A 14,989-nucleotide genomic window follows, 5' to 3' on the forward strand; every position below is an offset into this window, starting at 1 on the left:
GCTAGCGTGGACCCGATGGCCAAGGCAACGACCCGACTGACCGACGACGCACTGACGTTCCTCTCCGAACGCCACCTGGCGATGCTGACCACACTGCGGGCGGACGGTTCGCCGCACGTGGTGGCGGTCGGGTTCACCTTCGATCCCACCACCCACATCGCGCGTGTCATCACCTCGGGTGGTTCGCAGAAGGCCGTCAACGCCGAACAGCGCGGCGTCGCCGTGCTGAGCCAGGTCGACGGTGCCCGCTGGCTGTCGTTGGAGGGCAAGTCGACGGTGCACACCGACATCGACGCCGTCCGCGACGCCGAGCTGCGATACGCCCAGCGGTACCGCACTCCCCGGCCCAACCCCAAACGTGTGGTGATCGAGGTCCGTATCGCCAGGGTGCTGGGCTCGTCGAGCCTGCTCGACCGCGGACAGCAGTAGTCCGCGCTCAACGCACCGGAACGACAACGAGGTCATGTGGCCGGTTGTTGACCGACTCGGCGCCATCGGCGGTCACGATGACGATGTCCTCGATGCGCGCCCCCCACTGGCCGGGAAAATAGATGCCCGGCTCCACGGAGAACGCCATCCCCTCCTGCAACGGCAGCGAATTGCCCGCGACGATGTAGGGCTCCTCATGCACCGACAACCCGATTCCGTGTCCGGTCCGGTGCACGAACGCCTCGGCCAGGCCTTCGGCGGCAAGCACCGCACGGGCCGCGGCGTCGACCTGCTCGGCGGTCACGCCCGGGCGCACGATCTCGACCGCTGCGCGCTGCGCGCGCTGCAGCACCGCGTACCGGCGTGCCACCTCCGCGTCGGGTTCGCCGATGCTGTACGTGCGGGTCGAGTCGGAGTTGTAACCCGGATCGTAGGGTCCGCCGATGTCGACCACGACGACATCCCCGGCGCGCAGTTCGCGGTCCGAGCACTCGTGATGCGGATCCGCCCCGTGCGGACCCGATCCGACGATGATGAACGCAACCTCCGAATGCCCTTCGGCGACAATCGCTTCGGCGATGTCGGCCGCGACGTCGGCCTCGGTGCGGCCGGGTACCAGGAATTGCGGGACCCGTGCGTGTACCCGATCGATCGCCGCGCCGGCCTTTCGAAGCGCGTCGACCTCCGCCGGGTCTTTGATCATCCGCAACGTGCGGAGCACATCGGTGGCCAGCACCGGTACCGCGCCCAGGACATCGGCCAGCGGCAGCAGATGCAACGCCGGCATCGAGTCGGTCACCGCGACGTCGAGCGGGACGCCTCCGGGCATGGCATCGGCGACGAGGCGGTACGGGTCATCGCCGTCCACCCAATCACGCACGGCCACAACGAGTTCGGGGACAGCCGAATCCCTCAGCGCAGCAAGCTCCAGCCGCGGCACGACGATGGTGGGATCCCCGGTCGCCGGTAGCACCAGAGCGGTCAACCGCTCGAAGGTCTGGGCGCGGGAACCGACGAGGTAGCGCAGGTCGTAGCCCGGTGTGACGACCAGGCCCGCCAGGCCCGCGGCATCGGCGGCGGCAGCTGCCGCGCGCAGTCGCCGGGCGTAGACGTCGGTATCGAATCGGGCACTGCAACGACCATCGCTCATGTCACCCAGGCTAGTGCGGGCCGGGACCACGCAGCGACCTGGCAGGATGACGCGCATGAACACGCCTCCGCTGGTTCTGCTCGACGGTGCGAGCATGTGGTTCCGTTCGTATTTCGGTGTCCCGTCGTCGATCACCGCGCCGGACGGCCGTCAGGTCAACGCGCTGCGGGGGTTCCTCGACGCCGTGGCCACGGTGATCAGCCGCGAACAACCCCACCGGCTGGTGGTGTGCCGGGACGACGACTGGCGGCCGCAATGGCGGGTGGACCTGATTCCGTCGTACAAGTCACATCGCGTCGTCGAGGAGAATCCGGGCGCCGAACCCGACATCGAGGAAGTGCCCGATGAGCTGACGCCGCAGGTCGAGATGATCATGGAGATTCTCGACGCGTTCGGTATCGCGACCGCCGGCGCCCAACAGTGCGAAGCCGACGACGTCCTGGGGACACTCGCCGAACGCGAGAACCGGGACCCGGTGGTCGTCGTCAGCGGGGACCGCGATCTGCTCCAACTGGTCCGCGACGAACCGGTTCCGGTACGGGTGCTCTACCTGGGCCGCGGACTGGCCAAGGCGACCAAACTCGGTCCACGGGAAGTGGCCGAGACCTACCACGTGCCCGTCGAACGGGCCGGACCCGCCTACGCCGAGCTTGCCTTGCTGCGTGGCGATCCGTCCGACGGCCTGCCCGGCGTCCCCGGCATCGGGGAGAAGACAGCGGCCACGCTGCTGGCACAGCACGGGTCGCTGGAACGGATCATCGCCGCGGCTCACGACCCCGGGTCGAGGCTGGCGAAGGCACATCGCACCAAACTGCTGGCGGCTTCGGACTACATCGACAAAGCCGGTCCCGTCGTCCGGGTGGCCACCGACGCCGAGGTCGACTTCTCCACCGACGGTGACGAACTGCCGCTGGCCGCCCGGCATCCACGCAAAGTCGCCGAACTGGCCGAACGCTACGGCGTGTCGTCGTCGATCGGACGGCTGCAGAGCGCACTGGACGCGCTGCCCTGACCTGGGTCCGAACTACCGGGGTCCGAACGACCTGGCCCCGAACTACCTGGCCCCGAACTACCTAGGGCGACCGACCTCGTAGGTGCCGTTGTCGTCCTGGAATGTCACGGTGACCTGGCGCTTGGTGCCGTCGATACTCACCTCACAGTTGAAGGTGTCGCCTCTTCTGACCACCGGGCTGACCCCGTCGTTGCACTTCACGTCGTTGACATTGGTGGCGCCGTAGCCGTTGGTCTCATCGGTCAGAATCTGCTCGACGCCGGCCTGGGCGGCATTGACGTCGAGTTTCGTGGTGACGAAGAACCCCGGCTTCCAGAAGCCCAGCACGAGCACCGCGGCGATGATGACCGCGGCGAGCACACCGACCACGCCACCGATCACCGCCATCGAACGCTTGGACCCGTCTTCCGGGCCCTGCCCCGGATAACCGGGGGCACCCGGATACTGGCCGTACTGGCCGGGCTGCTGGCCGTATTGGCCCGGCTGACCGTACGCGGGCGGCTGACCGTACTGCTGGCCGTAGCCGGCCGGCTGACCGTACTGGCCCGGCGGTGGGTAACCGGCAGGGTTGTATTCGGAGGGCTGCTGCCCGTACTGGTCACCACCCGGGTACTGCTGCGGCGTGTACGTCGGAGGCTGGGTCGGCTGCTGGTACTGCGGATACTGCTGGGGCGTGTAGGCCGGCGGCTGCCACGACTGCTGCTCGGGTTGCTGACCCGCCCCCGGTGTCGGCGGCTGCCAGCCCTGATTGGCCGCCGAATCGCCCGCCGGCTGGTCCGTACCCTGCTCAGGCTGCTGACCCGGCCACGGCTGCGTCGGGTCGGATCCCTGCGGTCCGCTCATTTCTCTCCTCGGTCGTTCCGCGGCTGATGTGCCGGCTCCTGCGCCTGTCGGTGGGGGCTCTGCTGGCTCAACACACTACCCGGCATCAACAGCTACGACGCCGCGCCGAACGTCTCGGATGGCGCGTTTCGCCGTCGCCCGCAAAGCCGGTGACGGGGCAGCTGCGCGCACCTGGTCGGCGAGATCGAGCACCTGCCTGCACCAGCGCACGAAATCGCCGGCCGACATCGACACCCCGGTGCCCCCGGTGTCCGATGCGGTGAGCGCCGCGGCAAGGTCACCGGTGCTCGCCCACCGGTGTACCGCGCCGGCGAACCCCTCGTCGGGTTCGCGGCTCGGCGCGATGCGGTGCCGCTGCTCGTCGGCCCGCAGCTCACTCCACAGCCGACGGGTCTGGTTGAGGGCCCGGCGCAGTCTCCCGGTCGGGATGTCCGGCCCGTCGCCCGAACCGCCCCGATTGCCCGCGTCGCGGCGCGATTCATAGAGCACCGCAGACAACGCCGCGGCCAACTCGGCGGAATCGAGGTCCTCCCAGACACCCGCGCGCAGGCATTCGGCCACCAGCAGATCGCTCTCGCTGTAGATGCGGGCCAGCAGGCGACCGGCCTCGGTGACCACGGGCGCTGCTCCCTCGACCTCTGCACCCCCGTCGACTCCGTCGACTTCTGCACCCCCGTCGACTTCTGCACCCCCGTCGACGGTGATGTACCCGCGCTCGGTGAGCAGCAGCACGATCCGGTCGAACGTGTGCGCCAACGAGTTCGTCGCCGCGGCGATCTTTTTGCGCAGCGCCTCATTGTCACGTTCGATCCGCAGATACCGCTCGGCGACCCGCGCCCGCTCCTCCCGGTCGGGCAGGCCGTGCGCGCGGTGGGACCGGATCCGGTCCTGCAGCGCAACCAGTTCCGGGTCCACGTCGCGCACCTGATGGGGTCCGCTTCTGCGGGGTCGGGACGACGGGACGTCGAGGCCGGCAGCCACCGACCGCAGCGCCGACGCCAGATCCCGGCGGGCCCGCGGATTGCGATGCTCGACCCGTTTCGGTAGCGACATCTTCCCGATCGGGCCGGGGGCCCCGCTGTAGTCCGCCGACGAGATCCTGCCGGCCCAACGATGCTCGGAGAGCACCAGCGGCCGCGGATCGTCCTCATCGCGCGCGGGTTCGAGCACCACCGCCAACCCGCCGTGCCGTCCCGCCGTGATCGTGATGATGTCGCCGCGCCGTAAGGCGGTCAGCGCATCGTTGGAGGCCTGGCGGCGCTCCAACCGCGACGCCCGCGATTGCGCCCGTTCCCGTTCGGAGACCTGCGCACGCAAGCGGACGTAATCGAGGATCGCAGCACTGTGGCCGCCCATCTCGGCCGCCAGCTCGTCCAGCATCCGCTCGCCCCGCTGCACCCCGCGCACCAAGCCGACCACCGAGCGGTCGGCTTGATACTGGGCGAAGGACCGTTCCAGCAGCTGATGCGCCTGAGCGGGGCCCATCTGATGAACGAGGTTGATCGTCATGTTGTAGGTGGGCGCGAACGAACTGCGCAGCGGGAACGTGCGGGTGGACGCCAAACCCGCCACTTCGGCCGGGTCCACGTCGGGATTCCACAGCACCACTGCGTGACCTTCGACATCGATTCCCCGACGTCCCGCCCTGCCGGTGAGCTGGGTGTACTCCCCCGGCGTCAGCGGCATGTGCTGCTCACCGTTGTACTTGACCAACCGCTCCAACACCACGGTCCGGGCGGGCATGTTGATCCCCAACGCCAGTGTCTCGGTGGCGAATACGGCCTTCACCAGCCCTGCGGTGAACAGCTCCTCGACCGTGTGGCGGAACGTCGGCAACATTCCCGCGTGGTGGGCCGCGATGCCCCGCAACAGCCCCTCTCGCCACTCGTGGAAGTCGAGCACGATCAGGTCCGAATCGTTGAGCTCGGCGGTGCGCCGCTCCACGATCTCCGCGATGCGCGCCCGCTCCTCGTTGGTGGTCAACCGAAGTGAGGACCGCAGACACTGCTTGACAGCCGCATCGCAGCCGGCGCGGGAGAAGATGAAGGTGATGGCGGGCAACAGCTCGGCGTTCTCAAGAACACCGATCACCTCGGCGCGTCCCGGGGTGCGGTACAGGCCCGGCGGGCGCCCTCCCCGGCCGCGCCCGCGCGGTTGCCAGTCGACGAGCCGCTCCGCCTCCCGCCGGTGCGCGATGTGCCGCAGCAGTTCGGGATCGACGAGAAGATCGCGTCGCGTCCCCGGAGCGGAGGCGTGGTAGTCGAACAGGTCCATGAGCCGTTTGCCGACCATGACGTGCTGCCACAGCGGCACCGGGCGGTGCTCGTCGACCACCACCGTGGTGTCGCCACGAACGGCCTTGATCCAACCACCGAACTCCTCGGCGTTGCTGACCGTCGCCGACAGGCTGACCAACCGGACATCCTCGGGCAGATGCAGGATCACCTCTTCCCACACCGCGCCGCGCATCCGGTCGGCCAGGAAGTGCACCTCATCCATCACGACATAAGAAAGACCCTGCAGTGCACGCGAATCCGCGTAGAGCATGTTGCGCAGCACTTCGGTGGTCATCACCACCACGTCGGCGTCCCCGTTGACGGCCTGATCACCGGTGAGCAGGCCGATCCGCTCGGGTCCGTACCGGCGCACCAGATCGTTGTGCTTCTGATTGCTCAGCGCCTTGATCGGGGTGGTGTAGAAGCACTTACGGCCCGCCGCCAACGCCAGGTGCACGGCGAATTCACCCACGACGGTTTTGCCCGCACCGGTGGGGGCGCACACCAGCACGCCGTGCCCCTGGGCCAGCGCGGCACAGGCGCGGCGCTGAAAATCATCGAGTTCGAACGGCAGCAGCGCGGTGAACGCCGCCACGCTGTCAGCTGCCGGACCCGGCTCAGGTTGCGTCGTCATCGACCACGAGCCGCGACGGTGCAGGTACCGCGGACGGCGCCTCGATGGTCTCGACGGATCCGATGGGCGCCGCCTCGTCGTCATCGACCGCATCGACCGCAGCGCGACGGGCCTTACGTTTGTCGCTGAGCCGCGCGACCTGAATGGCCACCTCCAACAACAACGTCATCGCCAGCGCAAGCGCCAACATCGAGAACGGATCCGACCCCGGCGTGACGAACGCGCAGAACACGAAGACGCCCATGATGAGGCCCCGTCGCCAGGCCTTGAGCCGCTCGTAGGTGAGCACCCCGACGAGGTTGAGCATGATGATCAGCAGCGGGAACTCGAAGCTGATGCCGAACACCAGCAGCAGGTTGATCAAGAACCCGAAATACTGGTCACCCGAGAGCGCGGTCACCTGCACGTCGCTGCCCACGGTCAGCAGGAATCCCAACGCCTTGGACAGCACCACGTAGGCCAGGATCGCGCCGGCGACGAACAGCGCCGCACCCACCGTCACGAACGCGACCGCGAAACGGCGCTCCTTGGCGTACAGCCCGGGCGTGATGAAGGCCCACACCTGATACAGCCAGACCGGGCAGGCCATCACGATGCCCGCGGTCATCGCCACCTTGAGCCGCAGCATGAACTGGTCGAAGGGCGCGGTGGCCAGCAGCCGGCACTCCCCGTCCGGCGCGATCGTCGCGCGCGCCGAGTCCGGCAGCGAGCAGTACGGTCCGCGCAGCCAGTCACCGAGGCTCGGCAGCCCGAACGCGCCGTGGCTGTACCAGAGGAAGCCGAGCACAGTCGTCAGAAGCACAGCCAGCACCGAAATCAGCAGGCGGCTGCGTAACTCCGTGAGGTGGTCGACCAACGACATCGTGCCGTCAGGGTTGACCCGGGCCCGCCGCCGACGGGGATCGAGCTTGTGGAAAAAGCCGGGAATCTGCACGAGGTGATTGCCTAGATGCTGCGCGCAGGCGCGAGGTCACGAGCGCGGCGGGCGCCGCGCATCACGAGTTGGTCGATCAGGCCGAGCGCTTGTCAGGTTCAGGCGACGGCTCGGATTCCGAGACCCGCTCGGACGTGATCTGTGTCGGCGTCTCTGGCTTGTCCGACTTCGACTCTGCCTGCATCTCCTTGATCTCGGACTTGAAGATCCGCATCGACTTGCCCAGCGAACGCGCAGCGTCCGGGAGCTTCTTGGCACCGAAGAGCAGAACGAACACGGCGATGACGATGACCCAGTGCCAGGGTTGTAGACCACCCAATTTGGTTACCTCCAGACGTCTGCGCCGAGTTTACCCGCCGGGCGGGCGGATGCCGACCCGATAGGCCTCCAGCGCCGCCGCCGCGGAGTCGCGGACCCGGTCAGCCAACTGCGGCGGCGTCAGCACCCGCACTGCCGATCCGAACCCCAGCACGAATCGCGCCATCCACTGGTCGGACGCGTAGGTCATCGCCGCCTCGCAGGAGCCGTCGTCGAACTCACGCAGCACGCGCAGCGGGTAGTAGTCGAACATCCAGGACGCCGACCGATCGATGAGCAGAGTCGCGGTCGGCAGGGCCGGATCGGCGGTGTCGGGATCGAACAGCGAGGTGTCGGGGCCGGCCTGCACCGCCGGCGGCGGCGGCGCGGACGGCTCGTCGAGCACGCGGGCGTCGACGATGCGGTCGAAGCGGAACAGCCGTACCGCCTCCGCGGTGCGGCACCAGGCTTCCACGTAGCTGTGGTCGGCGACCAGGACCACCCGGATCGGATCGACGACGCGGCTCGACAGGGTGTCATGGGAGGCCGCGTAGTACTCGATCGCCAGCGCGCGGTCGTCACGCACCGCGGTACGCACCGCCGCCGCGGCGTCGCTCTCGACCGGTGCGGGCTCCTCGACTGCGGCGCCCTCCACCCCGTGGCCGACCGTCCCGGCGGCGGACTCGATCTTCGCGATGGCGCTGCGGGCGGCCTCTGGATCGACCATCCCGGGGACGTCCACCAGCGCCCGCAGCGCCACCAACACCCCGGTCGCCTCGGGAGAGGTCAGCCGCAGCGGGTGATCGATGCCGGCGGAGAAGGTGACCTCGATGGTGTCCCCGGAGAACTCGAAATCGATCAGGTCACCCGGTCCGTAACCCGGAAGCCCGCACATCCACAACTGGTTGAGGTCCTCGCGCAGTTGTTCCACACTGACGCCGAGATCAGAAGCGGCCTCGGTATAGGTGATCCTCGGGTTGGCCTGGAAGTACGGCACCATGTTCAACAGTCGCACCAGCCGTGCACTGACCGCTGTCACCGTGCACCCTGCTCTGTGACGTGCCCGGGGATACCGTCCACCGGAACCAGTTGAGCCTGCAGCCGCTGGATGACGTCGTCGCGCAGCGACGGCGGATCCAGCGCGAGCGCGTCGGCGCCGTAACTGGCCACCTCTCGAGCCAGCCGGTCGAACATCCCGATGTCGACGGTGATCACGTCGCCGGAACGGCCACCGACGGCCATCGGCCCCTGCAGGGTGCCCCGCCGGCGCAGCGCGGTCGCTCGCCCCTGCGCCACCCAGACCCTGGCCTGCCCGGCTGCCGGCCAGTCCCCCACCACCCGGCTGACGATCTCGCGCAGATCGGTCCCGGCGGGTCTGCTGACGGCATCCGCTGGTCCGATCGGTGTGACATCCGCGCCGATGCGGGACAGCCGGAAGGTCCGGACGGCGTCCCGGTCGCGGTCGTGTCCGACCAGGTACCACCGTCCCCGGTCGGTGACCACGCCCCAGGGTTCGACCGTGCGGGTCACATAGGGTTCGCTGCGCGACGGCCGGTGCCGGAACTGGACGGCACGGCCGGAATCGACGGCTGACAGCAAGACGCCCAGAACCTCCTCGGATCCCCGCAGGCCGGGCAGGGCAGCCGTCGAGGTGATCGCGACATCGTCGTCGGCGGCCTCGATGTCCACACCTGCGGCGCGCAGCTTCAGCAGCGCGCTCTGGGTCGCGGTGATGAGCTCCGGCGACTCCCAGAGTTGGGTCGCGACGGCGACGGCGGCCGCCTCGTCGGGGGTCAGTTCCACAGCTGGAAGCGCGTACGACTCGCGGTTGATGCGATATCCCTCGGTGGGATCACTGGGCGACACTCGCCCGGTCTCCAGCGGGATGCCGAGGTCACGAAGTTCGTTCTTGTCGCGCTCGAACATTCGCGAGAACGCTTCGTCGCTGGCGCCGTCGGAGTAGCCGTAGACCGTCTCACGTATCCGGTCTGCAGTGATGAAGGACCGCGTGGACAGCAACGCGATGACAAGGTTCATCAAGCGTTCGACTTTCGAGATCCCCACGGCTTAGAGCTTAAGGCGCGTCGCCGATCGCCCCGGACGGCCGTCCGCGGCGCGCCGCAAATCCCGCCGGCGTGAAGTTATCGTCACCGTCGGGCGCGAGTGTGAAGGTGTCGTCACATCGGGCGCGAGCGGGTGACTCCGGGCGCGAGTGTGAAGGTGTCGTCACCGTCGGGCGCGAGTGTGAAGGTGTCGTCACCCTCGGGCGCGAGTGTGACTTCGGGCGCGAGCGTGAAGGTGTCGTCACCCTCGGGCGCGAGCGTGAAGGTGTCGTCACATCGACGCGATAAGCCGCTTGACTCTCTCGTCCACCGAACGGAACGGGTCCTTGCACAGCACCGTGCGCTGCGCCTGATCGTTGAGTTTGAGGTGCACCCAGTCGACGGTGAAATCGCGTCCCGCCTCCTGGGCGGCGCTGATGAACTCTCCGCGCAATTTGGCGCGGGTGGTCTGCGGCGGGGTGTTGACCGCGGCGTCGATCTCCTCGTCGGTCGTGATGCGCGCCGCGAGTCCCTTACGCTGAAGCAGGTCGAACACGCCACGACCACGCTTGATGTCGTGATAGGCGAGGTCGAGCTGACTGATCTTCGGATCCGAGAGCTCCATGCTGTAGCGGTCCTGATACCGCTGGAACAGCTTGCGCTTGATCACCCAGTCGATCTCGGTGTCGACCTTGGCGAAGTCCTGGCTCTCAACCGCGTCGAGCTGACGCCCCCACAGGTCGACGACCTGCTCGATCTGGGTGTTGGGCTCCCGGGTCTGCAGATATTCGACGGCTCTGGCGTAATACTCGCGCTGGATGTCGAGCGCGCTGGCCTGCCTGCCGCCTGCGAGCCGCACCGGTCGCCGGCCGGTCAGGTCGTGGCTGACTTCGCGGATGGCGCGGATCGGGTTGTCCAGCGAGAAATCCCGGAACGCGACCCCCGCCTCGATCATCTCCAGCACCAGCGATGCCGAACCGACCTTGAGCATGGTGGTCGATTCGCACATGTTGGAGTCACCGACGATGACGTGCAGACGCCGGTACTTCTCGGCGTCGGCGTGGGGTTCGTCGCGGGTGTTGATGATGGGCCGGGACCGGGTGGTCGCGCTCGACACGCCTTCCCAGATGTGTTCGGCGCGCTGGCTCAGGCAGAACGTCGCCGCCTTGGGCGTCTGCAGCACCTTGCCCGCACCGCAGATGAGCTGGCGGGTGACCAGGAACGGCAGCAACACATCGGAGATACGAGAGAACTCGCCGGCGCGCACGATGAGGTAGTTCTCGTGGCAGCCGTAGGAGTTCCCCGCAGAGTCGGTGTTGTTCTTGAACAGATAGATGTCGCCGCCGATCCCCTCGTCGGCCAGGCGTTGTTCGGCGTCGATGAGCAGGTCCTCCAGGACGCGCTCACCGGCCCGATCGTGGGTGACCAGCTGGGTGAGGCTGTCACATTCGGCCGTCGCGTACTCGGGGTGGCTGCCCACGTCGAGATACAGTCGCGCGCCGTTTCGGAGGAAGACGTTGCTGCTGCGGCCCCACGACACCACCCGACGGAACAGATAGCGGGCGACCTCGTCCGGACTCAGCCGGCGATGGCCGTGGAACGTGCAGGTGACACCGAATTCGGTCTCGATGCCCATGATTCGTCGCTGCACCTCATCGAGACTACAAGCTGGCGGCTTCCGTGGCGGCCGGACACTCGAGCCGAGCCCCTGTGGATAACCAGGTCGGGTGTCCCCCGCGGTCTGTCAGCATGAGCCATGGGGGAAATCGCACACGTCGACGTGGACCGTCTGCACGCTCTCGCGGGCCGCTTCGAGAGCATCGCCGGCGACGTCGCCGCGCTGGACCGCGCCGGGGTCGACCCCGGCGCGCTGCCGGGTTCGGCAGTGTCGGCGACGCCGGTGGCCGAACTGATCGGTACTCAGATTCAGGCCGTGGTCGGCGGCCTGACCGGGTGGGCTGCAGCCGCCCGCGCGAGCGCGGAGATGTTCCGGCAGACCGACACCGTCAACGGTGAAAGGTTCCCGCTGCGGTGATCCTGCCGACTGTCGCCGCGGCCCTGCGGTGGCGCCCGGAGGCTCTGCTCGGTACGGCCGCCGGCTGGGAGGAGACCGCCCGGGGGCTCACCGCGCACACCGACAGCACCGTCGACGAGGCCGACGCCAGCAGGGAGTACTGGGACGGGGCGGCGGCCGAGGCGGCGCGCGACCGGGCCCACGTGATTGCCGCCGGCGCCGCCGAGGTGGCCCGCCGCCTCGTGACGGCCGCGGTCGCGGCCCGGGACGGCGCCGCCCAATTGGCCGGCGCCCGCGACGATGTGCTGGCGCAGGTCGAACAGGCCGGGCGGGACGGCTTCGTCGTCGCCGACGATGGCGCGGTGAGCGTCGGCGCCGATCCGTCGGCGCTGTTGGTGCTGCTGGCCGGCGGCCAGGACACCCTCGCCGCTGACATGTTGCAGCTGCGGGCCGCCGCGTTGAGTGACCGCATCGGTGCCGCATTGCGGCGGCTCGGCCATGCCGATGCCGACGCCGCCGCGGACATCGCAGCGGCGTTGGACGCCGGCGCCCCGCTGCGACCCGGGCCGCCCGCGACGGTGCCGGCCGGCGCCTGGCCGGTGCGGGCCGCCGACGTGGTCGACGCGTGGCCGAACATGAGCCAGGACCGCATCGCCGCGCAGATCGCGGCGATGGCTCCGCACCAGCAGGCCCAACTCGTCGCGGACTTCCCTGCGCAGGTGGGCAATACCGACGGGGTGCCGTGGAACATGCGCGCCGCGGCCAATCGGCTCAATATCGCGGCGGCGATCCTGGCCGAGAGCGGCTCCGACGACACCTCGCAGCGTCGGATCGCGTTCTATCGCACTCTGCTCGCCGAGGTCGACGATCCGGCCGGTGGCGGTCGGATCCAGCGCACCATCGTGGCCTTCGACCCCGGTCGGGGCGCACTGGTCGAGCTCAACGGTGACCTCGCGACCGCCCGCAGCGTCGCGGTCCTGGTGCCGGGTGTCAACACCACCATGGAGGGCTCGGCCGCCAACACCGCGACCGCGCGGCGGTTCGTCTCGGCAACCGGCGGGGACGTCGCGATGATCACCTATCTGGGCGGACCGTTCCCTCAGGTGCACAACCCCGCCGATGTGCTGTTCGACGCGACGGCTCCCCGCTTCGCTCTCGATATGGCGCCGCGGCTGGTGGCGTTCAGCGAAGACGTCGACCGTCAGGTGCCCGACGGGGTGCTGGTGACCGTGCTGGGCCATTCCTACGGCGGTTCGATCGTCGGGACCGCCGAAACGCTCGGGCTGACGTCGGACCGCACGGTGTTTCTGGCAGCGGCGGGCGCGGGCGTGGGCGTCGACGACCCCGGCGACTGGCACAATCGCAACACCGCCGTGCAGCGCTACTCGATGACTGCGCCGGGCGACTTCATCGAGCTCGTGCAGGGCATACCCGGTGGACCTCACGGCGCCGACCCTGACCACATGCCCGGCGTAATCCGTTTGGGCACAGGTAATTACGACGACGGGCGCCCGGTAGTCGGCTGGGAGGCCCACAGCGGAATGCTCAATCGACCCTCGGATGCGTGGCGGACGATCCTGGCGATCATCACAGGGGATCGTCAAACGGTGCGTCGCGCCGTCGTCGACGCGTCACAATGAGGCCATGGTTTCACGGGCCTCCCGCAGCGCGCCCGTCGACGGGTTTCGGCTGACCTACGACCGATTCGGCACGCCCGGCGCTGCGCCCGCAGTGCTGCTGCACGGCTGGCCCGGTTCGCGCCACGACTACCGCCGGATGGTCCCACTGCTCGCCGAGCATCTCGACCTCATCGTCCCTGACCTGCGGGGCTTCGGCGGCTCGGACAAACACGACGTGTCGGTCAGCCACTTCTACAGCGCTTCGGCGCAGGCGGCCAGCATCATCGGGCTGGTCAAGGAACTCGAACTGGGTCCGGTGCTGGTGGCCGGTTACGACGTGGGAAGCCGGGTGGCGCAGAGCGTGGCGCGGATGCACGCCGAGCTGGTCCGTGCGTTGGTGCTCTCGCCGCCACTGCCGGGCGCGGGTGACCGGGTGCTGACCGCGCAGGCTCAGGGCGAGTTCTGGTACCAGGCATTCCATCAACTCCCGCTGGCCGCCCATCTGGTCGACGGCGACCCCGATGCCGTCCGCGAGTACCTGCGGCATTTCTGGAATCATTGGTCAGGACCTGACTTTCAGGTCGGTGAGGACGATCTGGAAGCATTGGTGTCCGATTACGGCCTTCCCGGCGCGTTTTCGGCTTCGATTGCCTGGTATCGGGCCGGAGCCGGGACCGTGGCCCAGTCGTTGAGCGAGCTGCCGCCCGAGCGGGCGATCAAGATCCACGCACCCACCGAGGTGTTGTGGCCGCGCCAGGATCCGCTGTTCCCACCTGGGTGGGCAGACCGGCTTGAGCACTATTTCACCGATTTCCGCCTGCATTTCGCCGACCGAGCGGGACATTTCACTCCGCTGGAGTGTCCTGAGCAGTTCGCCCGGCTGGTTCTCGGTCGCGCACTGTCCACCCCAGTCGGTGACTGATCTGGTCGGCCGCTGCGACGGTCTGTTTGGCCACTTCGTCGAAGCGATCTGCCGCGAGTCGGTACGACGGACCCGAAACGCTGAGCGCCGCAACGACTTGCGAATGCGCATCGTAAACCGGTGCGGCTATTGCGTTCAGCCCGACCTCGAGTTCCTCACAGACACTGGCCCATCCTCGTTGCCGCACTGCGGCCAACTGGGTGCGCAGTTCATCCACGTCGCCGACGGTGGCGTCGGTGAACGCCGTCAGCGGAGGCCGCAACCGCGAGCGGAGCTCGGCGGGATCCAGACCCGCGAGCAAAACCTTTCCGCTGGATGTGGCATACGCGGGGCAGCTCTGCCCCACCCAGGTCCGCAACGTGATCTCGGCGGGGCCGATGGCCTCGACGATGTTGACGATGCGATCCTGGTCGAGCACCGCGAGATTGGCGGTCTCCCCGACCTCCACACTGAGCGCGTCGCAGGCTTCCTGACCGACCTTCACCAGATCGATCTGCCCCCCGGCGGCGTGCGCCAGGCGTGCTATCGCGAAACCCAGTCGGTATTTACCGCGATCGGAGACCTGTTCGACGTATCCGCGTGACTCAAGCACTGCGACCAGCCGCGACACCGTTGATTTGTGCACACCCAGCGCGACGGCGATTTCGGTGACCCCGGCCTGCCCGAGGTCGGCGACGATCTCCAGCACCCGCAACGCCCGATCGACAGATTGCACGGCAGCCCGCGGATCTTTCGCTGTGTGATCGTCGCGCCCGCCCATCGGTCAGTCAGCCTATACGCCCGGCGCTGCCGACCCGGCACCGCACCGCGGTGATGC

Annotated in this window: 14 protein-coding genes; 5 read left to right on the forward strand and 9 right to left on the reverse strand. The window is 68.4% G+C overall.

The features are described from left to right. Positions 1-15: 15 nt before the first annotated feature. Positions 16-429 (forward strand): F420-dependent biliverdin reductase, encoded by a 414-nt coding sequence (locus ACNUDN_RS16055; RefSeq protein ID WP_419122876.1) that lies wholly within the window; start codon positions 16-18, stop codon positions 427-429. A 7-nt stretch (positions 430-436) separates the two neighbouring features. On the opposite strand, the gene ACNUDN_RS16060 is transcribed toward ACNUDN_RS16055, so the two are convergent. Further along, positions 437-1,579: a M24 family metallopeptidase gene (locus ACNUDN_RS16060; protein WP_419122877.1), complete on the reverse strand. Its 1,143-nt coding sequence runs from the start codon at positions 1,577-1,579 to the stop codon at positions 437-439. A gap of 55 nt (positions 1,580-1,634) precedes the next feature. Here ACNUDN_RS16060 and ACNUDN_RS16065 point away from each other — a divergent pair, with 55 nt between their 5' ends. Then, positions 1,635-2,591, forward strand: a complete 957-nt coding sequence (locus ACNUDN_RS16065; protein ID WP_419122878.1) for a 5'-3' exonuclease — start codon at positions 1,635-1,637, stop codon at positions 2,589-2,591. 57 nt (positions 2,592-2,648) lie between these two features. Here ACNUDN_RS16065 and ACNUDN_RS16070 read toward each other — a convergent pair whose 3' ends face one another. From ACNUDN_RS16070 to pafA, 7 genes are all read right to left on the reverse strand, one after another. Next, on the reverse strand, positions 2,649-3,434 hold the full coding sequence (locus ACNUDN_RS16070) for a DUF4333 domain-containing protein (RefSeq protein WP_419122879.1): 786 nt from the start codon (positions 3,432-3,434) through the stop codon (positions 2,649-2,651). A 75-nt stretch (positions 3,435-3,509) separates the two neighbouring features. Next, complete coding sequence (locus ACNUDN_RS16075) at positions 3,510-6,344, reverse strand: DEAD/DEAH box helicase (protein WP_419122880.1); 2,835 nt, start codon at positions 6,342-6,344, stop codon at positions 3,510-3,512. Beyond that, positions 6,328-7,278 carry a twin-arginine translocase subunit TatC gene (gene tatC / locus ACNUDN_RS16080; protein WP_419122881.1) on the reverse strand — a complete coding sequence of 317 codons (951 nt, stop codon included), beginning with the start codon at positions 7,276-7,278 and terminating at the stop codon, positions 6,328-6,330. The genes ACNUDN_RS16075 and tatC overlap by 17 nt, the downstream gene beginning before the upstream one ends. Positions 7,279-7,354: 76 nt before the next feature. After that, entirely contained in the window at positions 7,355-7,597 is a 243-nt protein-coding gene (gene tatA, locus ACNUDN_RS16085) for a Sec-independent protein translocase subunit TatA (RefSeq protein WP_419122882.1), read from the reverse strand. A 30-nt stretch (positions 7,598-7,627) separates the two neighbouring features. Next, the gene (locus ACNUDN_RS16090) at positions 7,628-8,614 is read right to left on the reverse strand and encodes a helix-turn-helix transcriptional regulator (RefSeq protein WP_419122883.1); all 987 of its coding nucleotides are present in this window, start codon (positions 8,612-8,614) and stop codon (positions 7,628-7,630) included. Beyond that, complete coding sequence (locus tag ACNUDN_RS16095) at positions 8,611-9,639, reverse strand: helix-turn-helix transcriptional regulator (RefSeq protein ID WP_419122884.1); 1,029 nt, start codon at positions 9,637-9,639, stop codon at positions 8,611-8,613. Before ACNUDN_RS16095 ends, ACNUDN_RS16090 begins: the two co-directional genes overlap by 4 nt. 270 nt (positions 9,640-9,909) lie before the next feature. Then, positions 9,910-11,268: a Pup--protein ligase gene (gene pafA / locus ACNUDN_RS16100; RefSeq protein WP_419122885.1), complete on the reverse strand. Its 1,359-nt coding sequence runs from the start codon at positions 11,266-11,268 to the stop codon at positions 9,910-9,912. 105 nt (positions 11,269-11,373) lie between these two features. Here pafA and ACNUDN_RS16105 point away from each other — a divergent pair, with 105 nt between their 5' ends. From ACNUDN_RS16105 to ACNUDN_RS16115, 3 genes are read left to right on the forward strand one after another with little or no spacing between them, the layout of a single operon-like run. Continuing rightward, positions 11,374-11,652 (forward strand): DUF7162 family protein, encoded by a 279-nt coding sequence (locus ACNUDN_RS16105; RefSeq protein ID WP_419122886.1) that lies wholly within the window; start codon positions 11,374-11,376, stop codon positions 11,650-11,652. Further along, positions 11,649-13,271 carry an alpha/beta hydrolase gene (locus ACNUDN_RS16110; RefSeq protein WP_419122887.1) on the forward strand — a complete coding sequence of 541 codons (1,623 nt, stop codon included), beginning with the start codon at positions 11,649-11,651 and terminating at the stop codon, positions 13,269-13,271. Before ACNUDN_RS16105 ends, ACNUDN_RS16110 begins: the two co-directional genes overlap by 4 nt. A 4-nt stretch (positions 13,272-13,275) precedes the next feature. Beyond that, positions 13,276-14,172 (forward strand): alpha/beta fold hydrolase, encoded by an 897-nt coding sequence (locus ACNUDN_RS16115; protein WP_419122888.1) that lies wholly within the window; start codon positions 13,276-13,278, stop codon positions 14,170-14,172. Here ACNUDN_RS16115 and ACNUDN_RS16120 read toward each other — a convergent pair. Further along, positions 14,096-14,932, reverse strand: coding sequence for an IclR family transcriptional regulator (locus ACNUDN_RS16120; RefSeq protein ID WP_419122889.1), 837 nt, complete (start codon positions 14,930-14,932; stop codon positions 14,096-14,098). The two genes, ACNUDN_RS16115 and ACNUDN_RS16120, sit on opposite strands and share 77 nt — an antisense overlap. Positions 14,933-14,989: the final 57 nt, after the last annotated feature.

The sequence above is a fragment of the Mycobacterium sp. smrl_JER01 genome (genome assembly GCF_048513595.2).
GTDB lineage: Bacteria > Actinomycetota > Actinomycetes > Mycobacteriales > Mycobacteriaceae > Mycobacterium.

What these genes read in the sequence shown, in the direction of transcription:
- ACNUDN_RS16055 (WP_419122876.1), top strand. Translation starts at nt 16, where the DNA reads ATGGCCAAGGCAACGACCCGACTGACCGACGACGCACTGACGTTCCTC.
- ACNUDN_RS16060 (WP_419122877.1), bottom strand. Translation starts at nt 1,579, where the DNA reads ATGAGCGATGGTCGTTGCAGTGCCCGATTCGATACCGACGTCTACGCC.
- ACNUDN_RS16065 (WP_419122878.1), top strand. Translation starts at nt 1,635, where the DNA reads ATGAACACGCCTCCGCTGGTTCTGCTCGACGGTGCGAGCATGTGGTTC.
- ACNUDN_RS16070 (WP_419122879.1), bottom strand. Translation starts at nt 3,434, where the DNA reads ATGAGCGGACCGCAGGGATCCGACCCGACGCAGCCGTGGCCGGGTCAG.
- ACNUDN_RS16075 (WP_419122880.1), bottom strand. Translation starts at nt 6,344, where the DNA reads ATGACGACGCAACCTGAGCCGGGTCCGGCAGCTGACAGCGTGGCGGCG.
- ACNUDN_RS16105 (WP_419122886.1), top strand. Translation starts at nt 11,374, where the DNA reads ATGGGGGAAATCGCACACGTCGACGTGGACCGTCTGCACGCTCTCGCG.
- ACNUDN_RS16115 (WP_419122888.1), top strand. Translation starts at nt 13,276, where the DNA reads ATGGTTTCACGGGCCTCCCGCAGCGCGCCCGTCGACGGGTTTCGGCTG.
- ACNUDN_RS16120 (WP_419122889.1), bottom strand. Translation starts at nt 14,932, where the DNA reads ATGGGCGGGCGCGACGATCACACAGCGAAAGATCCGCGGGCTGCCGTG.